The sequence below is a fragment of the Streptomyces siamensis genome (genome assembly GCF_039543605.1).
In the GTDB taxonomy this organism is placed as follows: Bacteria; Actinomycetota; Actinomycetes; order Streptomycetales; family Streptomycetaceae; genus Streptomyces; species Streptomyces siamensis.
Window position 1 is genome coordinate 23,398 of the sequence record NZ_BAABKB010000044.1, and the last position, 11,861, is coordinate 35,258.

11 protein-coding genes are annotated in these 11,861 nt (G+C 72.2%); 7 read left to right on the forward strand and 4 right to left on the reverse strand.

The genetic code is table 11. From position 1 onward, the window contains the following. Positions 1-329: 329 nt before the first annotated feature. The 6 genes from dhaK to ABEB03_RS39770 all read left to right on the forward strand — a co-directional run bounded on the left by dhaK (position 330) and on the right by ABEB03_RS39770 (position 6,000). Positions 330-1,322, forward strand: a complete 993-nt coding sequence (gene dhaK / locus ABEB03_RS39745) for a dihydroxyacetone kinase subunit DhaK (RefSeq protein ID WP_345657851.1) — start codon at positions 330-332, stop codon at positions 1,320-1,322. 294 nt (positions 1,323-1,616) lie between these two features. Beyond that, a complete protein-coding gene (dhaL, locus tag ABEB03_RS39750; protein ID WP_345657852.1) occupies positions 1,617-2,216 on the forward strand; it encodes a dihydroxyacetone kinase subunit DhaL in 600 nt (199 codons plus the stop codon). Beyond that, a complete protein-coding gene (locus ABEB03_RS39755; RefSeq protein WP_345657853.1) occupies positions 2,209-2,625 on the forward strand; it encodes a PTS-dependent dihydroxyacetone kinase phosphotransferase subunit DhaM in 417 nt (138 codons plus the stop codon). The genes dhaL and ABEB03_RS39755 overlap by 8 nt, the downstream gene beginning before the upstream one ends. Before the next feature lie 482 nt (positions 2,626-3,107). Continuing rightward, entirely contained in the window at positions 3,108-4,133 is a 1,026-nt protein-coding gene (locus ABEB03_RS39760; protein WP_345657855.1) for a fibronectin type III domain-containing protein, read from the forward strand. 80 nt (positions 4,134-4,213) lie between these two features. After that, positions 4,214-5,143: a LysR family transcriptional regulator gene (locus ABEB03_RS39765; protein ID WP_345657856.1), complete on the forward strand. Its 930-nt coding sequence runs from the start codon at positions 4,214-4,216 to the stop codon at positions 5,141-5,143. Between the two features lie 311 nt (positions 5,144-5,454). After that, a complete protein-coding gene (locus ABEB03_RS39770) occupies positions 5,455-6,000 on the forward strand; it encodes a hypothetical protein (protein ID WP_345657857.1) in 546 nt (181 codons plus the stop codon). Between the two features lie 238 nt (positions 6,001-6,238). Here ABEB03_RS39770 and ABEB03_RS39775 read toward each other — a convergent pair whose 3' ends face one another. The 4 genes from ABEB03_RS39775 to ABEB03_RS39790 all read right to left on the reverse strand — a co-directional run bounded on the left by ABEB03_RS39775 (position 6,239) and on the right by ABEB03_RS39790 (position 11,159). Next, the gene (locus ABEB03_RS39775) at positions 6,239-6,886 is read right to left on the reverse strand and encodes a PadR family transcriptional regulator (RefSeq protein WP_345657858.1); all 648 of its coding nucleotides are present in this window, start codon (positions 6,884-6,886) and stop codon (positions 6,239-6,241) included. Between the two features lie 64 nt (positions 6,887-6,950). Next, the gene (locus tag ABEB03_RS39780) at positions 6,951-8,966 is read right to left on the reverse strand and encodes an NADPH-dependent 2,4-dienoyl-CoA reductase (protein WP_345657859.1); all 2,016 of its coding nucleotides are present in this window, start codon (positions 8,964-8,966) and stop codon (positions 6,951-6,953) included. Positions 8,967-9,179: 213 nt separating this feature from the next. After that, complete coding sequence (locus tag ABEB03_RS39785) at positions 9,180-9,965, reverse strand: putative protein N(5)-glutamine methyltransferase (protein WP_345657861.1); 786 nt, start codon at positions 9,963-9,965, stop codon at positions 9,180-9,182. A gap of 177 nt (positions 9,966-10,142) precedes the next feature. Further along, positions 10,143-11,159: an ABC-2 transporter permease gene (locus ABEB03_RS39790; RefSeq protein ID WP_345657940.1), complete on the reverse strand. Its 1,017-nt coding sequence runs from the start codon at positions 11,157-11,159 to the stop codon at positions 10,143-10,145. 233 nt (positions 11,160-11,392) lie between these two features. Between ABEB03_RS39790 and ABEB03_RS39795 the strand changes: the two genes are divergently transcribed. Continuing rightward, a complete protein-coding gene (locus tag ABEB03_RS39795; protein WP_345657941.1) occupies positions 11,393-11,812 on the forward strand; it encodes a MarR family winged helix-turn-helix transcriptional regulator in 420 nt (139 codons plus the stop codon). Positions 11,813-11,861 lie beyond the last annotated feature (49 nt).

An 11,861-nucleotide genomic window follows, 5' to 3' on the forward strand; every position in this document is an offset into this window, starting at 1 on the left:
GTGCCGCTCTTCCATGTCCGGCCTTGTCGGAACCCGCCGGACAAGGCAACGAACTCAGCACCCGTTCGCCGACAAGGCGCGCCCAGCAGCGTCCGCGCACGTGACCTCCGCGACCGCAGGACCGATACTTCCGAGAGCGGGGCTCCGCTCGCGACACTGCCGATCACCGGCAACAACCTGACACCCCGTCATCAAAGTCAGCATTAAGTTAGCATCAATACCGTCAGGACCCGCTCCCAAGTGCCAAAATCGAAAACTGACCTACACCCGTCCTGAACAGCAAAAACCCTTGCCAGAGCCCCATCGGCTAGCCTGACCAGGAGCTACATATGAAGATGCTCATCAACGTGGCGGAGACGGTGGTCGCGGACGCGCTGCGGGGCATGGCGGCAGCGCACCCGGAGCTGACGGTGGACGTCGAGAACCGGGTGATCGTACGGCGGGACGCCCCCGTGGCCGGCAAGGTGGGCCTCGTCTCCGGTGGCGGCTCGGGGCACGAGCCGCTGCACGGTGGTTTCGTGGGTCCCGGGATGCTCTCGGCGGCCTGTCCGGGCGAGGTCTTCACCTCGCCGGTGCCGGATCAGATGGTGCGTGCCGCGGCGGCCGTGGACAGCGGCGCGGGCGTGCTGTTCATCGTCAAGAACTACACGGGCGACGTCCTCAACTTCGACATGGCGGCGGAGCTCGCCGAGGACGAGGGCATCCAGGTCGCGAAGGTCCTCGTCAACGACGACGTCGCGGTCACCGACAGCCTCTACACCGCAGGACGGCGCGGCACCGGGGCGACCCTGTTCGTGGAGAAGATCGCGGGCGCCGCGGCCGACGAGGGCGCGCCGCTGGAGCGCGTCCAGTCGATCGCCCGGCAGGTCAACGAGAACTCCCGCAGCTTCGGCGTGGCCCTCAGCGCCTGCACCACCCCGGCCAAGGGCAGTCCCACCTTCGACCTGCCGCCCGGGGAGTTGGAGCTGGGCGTGGGCATCCACGGCGAGCCGGGCCGGGAACGGCGGGCGATGATGACCTCGCGGGAGATCGCCGACTTCTCGGTGCACGCGATCCTGGAAGACCTCGAACCGCGCAATCCCGTGCTCGTCCTGGTGAACGGCATGGGCGCGACCCCGCTGATCGAGCTGTACGGCTTCAATGCGGAGGTGCAGCGGGTGCTGGGCGAGCGGGGCGTGCCCGTGGCGCGCACACTGGTCGGCAACTACGTCACCTCGCTGGACATGGCCGGCGCCTCGGTGACGCTGTGCCAGGTCGACGAGGAGCTGCTGCGACTGTGGGACGCACCGGTCAATACGCCAGGACTCCGCTGGGGCGTGTGAACTCGGTCAACAGGCAGTCCGGTGGTGGCGAGGCAGGATGTCCTGGTGAGCCCGGTCGGCAGCCGGCCGGAGGGAGCCATCGCGACCTTGTGAACCCGGTCCACAAGGAACCGGGCGGAGACGGCGGGACGTTGTGAGCTCCATTCACAGCCGAAGCGCCGTCGACGTCCGGCCACCTACCGGCCGCCTCATCGCGCGGCCAACGCGCGGCCAGGCCGCCACCGTGCACCGACACCCGCACCCGCACCCGCACATATCGGCGCAGTCAATGTACGTACCAGGTAAGGAGACTCCGTGCTCGACGTCGGCTTCTTCCGCCGCTGGATGACGGCGACCGCCGCGTCGGTGGACCGCGAGGCGCAGCGGCTCACCGACCTGGACTCACCGATCGGTGACGCCGACCACGGCAGCAATCTCCAGCGCGGGTTCAACTCCGTGAGAGCCACACTGGAGAAGGAGGCGCCGGCCACGCCCGGCGCCGTCCTCGTACTAGCCGGACGGCAGCTCATCTCGACGGTCGGCGGAGCCAGCGGGCCGCTGTACGGCAGTCTGCTCCGCAAGACCGGCAAGGAGCTGGGGGACGCCGCCGAGGTCACCCAGGAGCAACTCGCCCAGGCACTGCGGGCCGGCGTCGACGCGGTCATGGCGCTGGGCGGCGCCTCGCCCGGCGACAAGACCATGATCGACGCGCTGGTGCCGGCGGTCGACGCGCTCTCCGAGTCGTTCGCCGCGGCGAAGGCCGCCGCCGACGAGGGCGCGGTCGCGACGACGCCGTTGCAGGCGCGCAAGGGCCGGGCGAGCTATCTGGGCGAGCGCAGCATCGGGCACCAGGACCCGGGCGCCACGTCCTCGGCACTACTGATCGGGGCACTCGTGGAGGCGGCCGGTGAGTGACACGACGGAGAAGCTCGTAGGGATCGTGCTGGTCTCCCACAGCGCGGCCGTCGCCGCGTCCGTCGCCGAGCTGGCGACGGGGCTCGCGGGCGGCGGCACGACCGCTCCCGTCGCCCCTGCCGGTGGCACCCCCGACGGGGGTCTCGGCACGAGTGCGGAACTGATCGCCGCCGCTGCCGCCGCCGTGGACCGGGGCGCGGGAATCGCCGTCCTCACCGACCTGGGCAGTGCGGTCCTCACCGTCAAGGCCTTGCTCGCCGAGGGCGACGAGCTCCCCGACGGGGCGCGTCTCGTCGACGCCCCCTTCGTCGAGGGCGCGGTCGCCGCGGTCGTCACGGCGTCGGCGGGCGCGGATCTGGACGCGGTCGAGGCGGCGGCCGCGGAGGCGTACAGCTACCGGAAGACCTGACCGGCACGGTCGTCGCACGCTCGGCCCCGGCCGCCCGGCGCCCCTCCGGCACGTCAGGGACGGGCCAGGGACGGCGTGGCCGCGACGGTCCGGGCCGCGGCCGACGGCAGGCCCCCACCCGCCCCGGAAATTCGGTGGGCGTCTGACGGTGCGTCCATCCGGACACGGCCGGGCGGGGACGGACGGGGCAGGGGAGATGCGCTCGGGGGCAGCGGAGATACGCTCGGACGCCATGCGGCCGAGGGCCCGAGCCTCAGTCGGCTCCGGCCGCCCGGCCGCTCTCGCCGGCGCGGGTTCAGCGACGACAGCGGTCCGCGCCGTGGACATGAACTCCCTTGGGACAAGCCTGAGTTCACGCCGCGTCAGGGATCAGCATACGTACCGCGTCACGGCCCGACCAACGGCAGTCCCCCCTCTTGATGCGACCACGCCAACCGTTGTCTTATAGGTACAGACCAATCCCGTCGAGGGAGGGCAGTGCCGTGCGACGCGTTCCCCTTGCGTTGAAGTGCGGACCGCTGTGCGGTTCGCTGCTCGTCCTGACGTCCTGCGGCTGGGGCGGGGCCGATCAGAACCCGGGCGAACGGCTGCCCTCGGCACCCCTGGGCGTCACCGCCGCGGCGGGCAGCGCCACCAGCGTGCACGTCATGTGGAACGTGGCGTCCGCCGACCCGAAGATCACCCGCTACGAGATCTATCGCGGCACCACGAAGGTCGAGGAGGTCCCCGGCGCCGAGCACATGGTGGACGTCACCAGACTCGAACCTGCCACCACGTACGTCTTCACGGTCCGGGCGCGCAACGCCGCCGGGGACGCGGGGCCGCCCAGCAAGCCGGTCCGCGCCACCACGCCGGCCCAGTCATCGGCCGACGACACGGCCCCCAGCCGCCCCGGGACGCCGCACGGCAAGGCGGTCGGGAGCCGGGCCGTGCAACTGTCCTGGGAGCGGTCGACGGACGACCGGGGCGTGACCTCGTACGACGTCTACCAGGGCACCTCGAAGATCCACAGCGTCGGAGGCGGGCAGACGGCGGCCGTGGTCACCGGGCTGAGGCCGGGCACCCACTACCGCTTCACGGTGCGGGCGCGCGACGCGGCGGACAACCTCTCCGCCGCCAGCGCGACGGTCCCGGTCACCACCGCGCGGGGTGCCGCCGACAACCGGGGCACGGCCCCGACGGACTTCCGCGCCACGACGCATCGTGCGGACGGCGCCTACTACATCGACCTGTCGTGGGTCGCGCCCGAGGCGGACGGCGTGATCACGGAGTACCAGATCCACCTCGACGGCGCTCCGGTGACCTCGCTGGTGTGGGGCGGCACCCCGCCCAGCGGGAGATCGACGTACAGCTTCTACGTGGGCCGGGAGGCCGGGGCCGCGCACCGGGTGCGGCTCCGGGCGAAGCTGCCGGACGGGACCTGGGGCGGCCTGTCGGCGGAACGCTCGGTGACGACCGGCGCCACGGGCAAGGAGACGAACGGATCCGCAGGCCGGGAGACGAACTGATCCACGAGGCCGGGAGTCGACGTGAACGGGAACCGGCCCCTTAGAGGGTCGGGTGATAGGTGGGACCTAGGCTTGGACGCATGGCCCATAGGGAACCCAATGTCGCGGCGCAGCTCGATCTCTCCCTGCTGCGGACCTTCCTCGCGGTGCACCGGAGCGGATCGTTCACGGCGGCCGGGCGGCTGCTCGGCCTGTCCCAGCCGACCGTGACGACACAGATGCGGTCCCTGGAGGAGCAGCTCGGCAGGGAACTGTTCGAGCGGCGGTCGCGGGGTGTGGTGCCCACGTCGGTGGCGGACGAGCTGGCCGCCCAGGTGGCGGCCCCGCTGGACGCGCTGGCGGCGGTCGCGGACCGCGGCGGGCTCGGTGCGGACCAGCCGCCGGACCCCGTCCATGTGGCGGGCCCCGCGGAACTGCTGTGCGTGAAGGCGCTGCCGGCGCTGGCGCCGCTCACCCGGCAGGGCGTCCGGCTGCGGATCAGCACCGGCCTGACCGACGAACTCCTGGAAGGGCTGCGCGGTGGCCGCTTCGACCTGGTGATCGCCACGGTCCGGCCGCGTGGGCGAACCCTGACGTCCGTTCCCCTGATGGACGAGGAGTTCGTGCTCGTCGCCGCCCCCGCCTGGGCCGAACGGATCGGCCCGGAACGGGTCGCGGCGGAGGGACCCGCCGCGCTCCACGAGGTGCCCCTGGTGACGTACGCGGAGGACCTGCCCATCGCCCGCCGCTACTGGCGGCACGTGTTCGGGACCCGGCTGACCGGACAGGCCGCGATCACGGTGCCCGATCTGCGTGGCGTCCTCGCCGCGGTGGTCGCCGGCGCGGGAATCTCCGTGCTCCCCCGCTATCTGTGCCTCGACGAGCTGGCCACCGGCGCCCTGGTCCCGCTGCTGACCCCCGAGGACCCGCCGATCAACACCGGGTATCTCACCCAGCGTCCCGGCGCCTCGGACAATCCGCACGTGGCCCTCGTCCGCGAGCGGCTGCTTCAGGCCGGCCGCACCTGGTGACGACCGGCCGACCCCCGCCGCGGCACGGACGGTCCGCCCGCGCTTGACGAGCCACCGGCCGACCGCGGGGAACGCGTGACGAACCACCGGCCGACCGCGGGGATCGTGTGACAAGTTCCGGCCGTCCACCGGAAGCGCGTGGCGAGCCACCTGGCGTCCGCCGGACGAAGGAATTGTTCACCTGCCCGGTCCCCGTCCGCGTGCGGGCCGGGCCGGGTGCACGTTGGCTCGCCCTGAGGCAGCACGGGCCTTTCCAATCCTCGGCGGCGCATGGGATGTACCGCCAACCGTGCCGCTGGAGGGCAGTTCCTATGCGTATGACTCAGATACTTCTCCGTTCCGGCCTGACCGTGGCCGCCGCCGCTGCGCTTCCGCTCACCCTGGCCGCCCCGTCGGCTGTCGCGCGGGCGTCCGGGATCTCCGTGAGTACCAGCGGCAGCGCCGTCACGGTCACCACGAGTGCGTGCCCCAGCAACGGCAGCAGCTTCGGCATCGCCTCGTTGCTCTCCAGCGGGCAGGCGAACTTCGCCCAGGGGCGCCAGATGCCGCTGACCGGCACCAGCACCAGCCAGTCGGCGTCCTGGACCGGGGTGAGCCCCGGTACCTACACGGTCATCGTGGTGTGCCAGAGCGGGTCGACCGCGGGCACCCAGTCGATCATCGTCTCGGCCCCCTCCACGCCCACGATCTCGGCGACGAGCTCGGCCGCGCCGTCGCGCGGCGTCATGGGCGGTTTCGGCGGAGCCGTCGAGGACTACGGGACGATCACCGTCGTGGGCGGCGCCGCACTGGTCGCCACCGGCAGTGTGGCGGCGGCCTGGTTCCTGCGCCGCCGGTCCAAGCCCCACCGCCTCTGATACAGGGCCCGGACCCCGGCGCCCTGGACTCCGATACCGGCCCCGGCTCACCGCGGCCGTCCACCCGACCGGGTCGGCACGACGGACGGCCGCCCACTCGACCGGGTCGGCACGACGGACGACCGCCCACTCGACCGGTCGGCACGACGGACGGCCGCCCACTCGACCGGTCGGCGCCGCGCACGGCCGCCGGCCGTCCCCTCCGGGCGCCCGCTCCGGACTTCCGCCCGCGGGGCGTCTACTCCCCCGGTGCCTCGTCGCGCGCCGTGTCCGCGCGTCCCGCGTCCGCGCCGGCCGCACCCTCGCGGGCGGCACCTTCCAGTGCCTGCGGTCCGGCCCCGGACGGCTGGTCGCCGAACTGCTCGAACTCCTCCAGGGCGTGGGCGAGCCACTGCGTCCAGAACGTCTCCAGGTCGATCCCGGCGCGTAGCACGAGATGGCGCAGCCGGTCCTGCGTGGCGTCCTTGCCCGGCGGGAAGTCCCGCTGCTGGATCTCCTCGTACTCGGCCAACTGCCTGCGGTGCAGTTCGAGATGGCGGCGCAGGTCCGCCTCGACGCCTTCGGTGCCGACGACGGCCGAGGCGCGCAGCCGCAGCAGCAGCGTGTCGCGCAACGGCTTCGGGTCCTGGGCGGCGGCGGTCCAGCGGGCGAGTTCGGCGCGGCCCGCCGGGAGGACTTCGTAGCTCTTCTTCTGCCCTCGGGCGGGCTGTTCGGAGGGCAGCGCGCGGATGTGGCCCTCCGCCTCCAGCTTGCCCAGCTCGCGATAGATCTGCTGATGCGTCGCCGACCAGAAGTAGCCGATCGACTTGTCGAACCGCCGGGTCAGCTCGAGGCCCGACGACGGCTTCTCCAGCAGGGCGGTGAGGATCGCGTGCGGCAGTGACATGGGCCTCATCCTAAGGAGGGCCGCCGCCGGGTCGGTCCCGGGACGGCCCTCGTGCCTTCGGTGCCTACAGGGCCGCCGCCAGCTCGGTGCCCTGCTTGATCGCGCGCTTGGCGTCCAGCTCGGCGGCCACGTCGGCGCCGCCGATGAGGTGCACGCTGCGGCCTGCGGCGAGCAGCTCCTCGTACAGGTCATGGCGCGGTTCCTGACCGGTGCACAGCACGATGGTGTCGACCTCCAGGACCTGGCTTTCGCCGTCGACGGTGACGTGCAGTCCGGCGTCGTCGATGCGGTCGTACTGGACGCCCGGCACCATCGTGACGCCGCGGTGCTTGAGTTCGGCGCGGTGGATCCAGCCGGTGGTCTTGCCGAGGCCGGCGCCGACCTTGGTGGTCTTGCGCTGGAGGAGGTGCACGGTGCGGGGCGGGGCGGGGCGCTCCGGCGCGGCGAGGCCGGCGGGTGTCTGGTAGGACATGTCGACGCCCCAGTTGCGGAAGTACGTCTCGGGGTCCTCGCTCGCCTTGTCGCCGCTGTCGGTGAGGTACTCGGCGACGTCGAAGCCGATGCCGCCGGCGCCGAGGACGGCGACGCGCTCGCCGACGGTGGCTTCGTCGCGCAGGACGTCGAGGTAGCCGACGACACTGGGGTGGTCGACGCCGGGGATCTCCGGGACGCGGGGGCTGACGCCGGTGGCGACGACGACCTCGTCGTAGCCGTCCAGCCCGTCGGCGGCGACGTGGGTGTTCAACCGGACGTCCACACCGTGCAGTTCGAGCTGGTGACGGAAGTAGCGGATCGTCTCGTCGAACTCCTGCTTGCCGGGGACCTTGCGGGCCACGTTGAGCTGTCCGCCGATCTCGTGGGCGGCGTCGAAGAGGGTGACCTCGTGGCCGCGCTCGGCCGCGTTGACCGCGCAGGCGAGTCCGGCGGGCCCGGCGCCGACCACGGCGACGCGCTTGCGCAGCCGGGTGGGCGCGAGGACGAGCTCCGTCTCGTGGCAGGCGCGCGGGTTGACCAGGCAGGACGTGATCTTGCCGCTGAAGGTGTGGTCGAGGCAGGCCTGATTGCAGCCGATGCAAGTGTTGATGGCCTCCGGCCGCCCGTCCCGCGCCTTGGCGACGAAGTCCGGGTCGGCGAGCATCGGGCGGGCGAGGGACACCATGTCGGCGTGGCCCTCGGCGAGCAACTGTTCGGCCAGTTCCGGGGTGTTGATGCGGTTGGTGGTGACGAGCGGGACCGACACGGCGCCCATGACCTTCTTGGTGACCCAGGCGTACGCGCCGCGCGGCACCGACGTCGCGATGGTGGGGATCCGCGCCTCGTGCCAGCCGATGCCGGTGTTGATGATCGTGGCGCCTGCGGCCTCGACCGCCTTGGCGAGCGTGATGACCTCGTCGAGGGAGGAGCCGCCGGGCACCAGGTCGAGCATGGACAGCCGGTAGATGATGATGAAGTCCTCGCCGACGGCCTCCCGCACACGGCGGACGATCTCGACGGGGAACCGCATCCGGTTCTCGTACGAACCGCCCCAGCGGTCCTCGCGCCGGTTGGTGCCGGCGGCGATGAACTCGTTGATGAGGTAGCCCTCGGAGCCCATGATCTCGACACCGTCGTACCCGGCGCGCCGGGCGAGCCGGGCGGCGCGCGCGTAGTCGTCGATGGTCTGCTCGACCTCTGCGTCGGTGAGGGCGTGCGGCGGGAAGGGGCTGATCGGTGCCTGGAGGGCGCTCGGCGCGACGAGGTCCTGGTGGTAGGCGTACCGGCCGAAGTGCAGGATCTGCATCGCGATCCTGCCGCCCTCGCGGTGCACCGCCGCGGTGATCTCGGCGTGCTGGTCGGCCTCCGCCTCGGTGGTCAGCTTGGCGCCGCCCTCGTACGGCCGGCCGGCGTCGTTCGGCGCGATGCCGCCGGTCACGATCAGCCCGACACCGCCGCGGGCCCGCTCGGCGTAGAACTCCGCCATCCGCTCGAAGCCGCGCTCGGCCTCCTCCAGGCCCACGTGCATGGAGCCCATGAGCACACGGTTGGGCAGGGTGGTGAAGCCCAGGTCGAGCGGGTTCAGCAGGTGCGGGTATCGGCTCATCGGGCGGACCTCCGGAAACGGTGTGGTGAGTCTGTTGTAGAGGACGCACCATGCCTTTTGCAACTAGTTGCACAATGAGGAGGGTCACTCGGCCACCCGCCGCGACCGACGCGGACCACTCGGCCCGGACCACTGCGACCGACACGGATCACTCGGCCGGGCCGCTCCGGCCGACGCAAGAACGCATCGGCCGGACACGGCACCGCCCGGTCCTCAGCGCCGGAAGCCGGTCACGACGTGGGCGTACATCTCCTCGGAGACGGCGAGCCGGGCTTCGAGGCCGGCGCGGGTGAAGGCCTCGACGGCGGGCCGTGCCTGGCGTTCGCTCGTCTCGACCAGCAGGCAGCCGCCGGGGGCCAGCCAGGCGGAGGCGTCGCCGGCGACCCGGCGCACGAGGTCCAGCCCGTCCGCTCCCCCGTCGAGCGCGACCAGGGGTTCGTGGTCGCGGGCCTCCGAGGGCAGCAGACCGACCTCGTCGGAGGGGACGTAGGGCACGTTCGCGGCCAGGATGTCCACGCGGCCGCGCAGCGCCTTGGGCAGGGCCGCGAACAGGTCGCCCTCGTGGACCCGGCCGGAGTAGGGGGCCACGTTGCGGCGGGCACAGCGGACCGCGGCCGGGTCGATGTCGGCGGCGTGCAGCTCCGGTGCGCCGAGAGCGGCGGCGAGGGCGGCACCCACCGCGCCCGAACCGCAGCACAGGTCGACCACGACCCGTGCGCCGGGGGCGAGGGCGACGGCCTGGTCGACGAGGAACTCGGTGCGGCGGCGCGGTACGAAGACGCCGGGCTCCACATGGACGCGCAGTCCGTGGAACCGGGCCCAGCCGACGACGTGTTCGAGGGGCAGTCCCGCGACGCGGCGGTCCACCATCACGGCGACCTGGTCGGGGGTGCGCGCCGTGGAGAGAATCAACTCCGCCTCGTCCTCGGCGAACACGCAGCCGGCGGAGCGGAGCGCGGACACGACGGAGTCGACGGAATCAGGGGAGAGAGGGGGCATGAAGCCGAGAGCCTTCCGATGAGCCGAAGGGCGCTCTCGCGGTCACCTATCGACGGTGAGCCGCGCTGCCTCGAGGTGAGAGCGCCCGACCTGTCACTACGGTGATCGGTCCCACCTCCTCGGCAACTCATCGGCTGTGGCGGTCCGCAGCCGGGACCGCCACCCTAGCAGGACGGCTCACACGGCGACCGACTCCTCCAGCTCCTCCTCCGCCGCTCGTCCGTCACCCCTGTCCGCCGTCTCAAGGGCGGGCGCGGGTACGGCGGTCGGCGTCTGCGGCACGGACCCGCGGGCGCGGGCGCGCTCGACGACGCCGGCGACGACCGTGACGACGAGTCCGGCCACCAGCCAGGCGACCAGCGTGCCCACGTCGCCGGACAGGCCGTCGTGGTCGAAGTAGAGAAGGCTGCGGACGCCCTCGACGAATCCGGCTCCGTTCCAGAAGGCGTGCAGGGTGCCGAAGAAGCCGTTCTGGAGCTCGGGCCGGAACAGGCCGCCGGAACTGGTGAAGTTGAGCATCACGAACAGCACCATCATCGCGAGCGTGGTCCACCGCTTGAGGAAGGTGTGGAGTCCGACGCCGATGAACAGGATGCCGGCGGAGTAGAGCCAGCTCATCCCCCACACGCTCGCGAGGTCGTGGTGGGCGAGGTGGAAGACGGGCCCGGCGAGCGCCGCGCCGATGACGCTCACGACGCCGGACACGCCGACCGCCAGCAGTGCCCGTGTCCGCATGGGCAGACCGGCGCCGGCGGCACCGAGCGCGGCGACGGAGGCGTACGAGCCGATGCTGATCGCGATCAGCAGGAAGAACAGGCCCTGGCCGGTGGGGTCGTCGTCGACGGGCGCGGCGACGTCGGTGACCTTCAGGGGCTTGCCCTGGTGCGCGGCGACGGGCGTGAAGACCTTCTCTACGGCCATGGCGTCCATGTCGGACGCGGCGGAGGCGACGACGACCTCGGGGGACTTGGCGCTCGGCACGTAGGCGCCGGTGATGTCGCGGGACTCGAGGAGACGCACCGCGTCGGACCGGTTCGCGACGGTCCGGACGTCGAGCGCGTCCCCCGCCGTGTCCTTGACCGTCTGGGCGAAGACCTTCGCCTCGGGGCCGCTGCCGACGACGGCGACGGGCAGGTGGTGCGGCTCCGGTGCCACGAACGCACCCATGTAGGCCAGGCCCATGCCGAGGCACATCAGCAGCGGGGTGACCAGGTGCGTGAGCACATGGCGCAGGGCCGGGGAACGCAGACCGGTGGCCACGAGCCTCATCCTCCAGTGGTTGGCATATACAACTCTCTATCAAGTTGTACTATACAACCAGAAGAGTGGAGGGAGGCGCCGTGAAGGCATCCGAGAGGTCCGATGAGACCGTTGTCACCCCCGGCACGCCCGCGGTCGACGCGGCCGTCGAGACCATCCAGCGCGAGATGACGGCGTTCGCGCGGCGGGCGCGGGCCTCGGCGGGACGCATGCATCCCGAGCTGTCCCTCGTCTCCTACACCCTGCTCGGTCACCTGGAGGAGAGCGGCGGCTGCCGCGCCACGGACCTGGCCTCGCACTACGCGCTGGACAAGTCCACCGTGAGCCGTCAGGTGGCCGCCCTGGAGCGCGACGGACTCATCGAGCGACGGGTCGACCCCGAGGACCACCGCGTCCAGGTCCTGCACCTCACGGACGCGGGCCGCGACGTCCTCGCCCAGGTCACCCGCAGCCGGCGCGGCGCGTTCCGCGAGCGGCTCGCCGGCTGGTCCGAGGACGACCTGGAGCGCTTCGCGTCCTACCTGCTGCGCTACAACGCGGCGGCTGTCGAGCAGGCGCCCCGGCCCGGGCGGCCCGCCGGGGACTGACCTCCCGACGGGCCGGGCGCTTCACGCACGTACGTCGCACCGCCGCGTG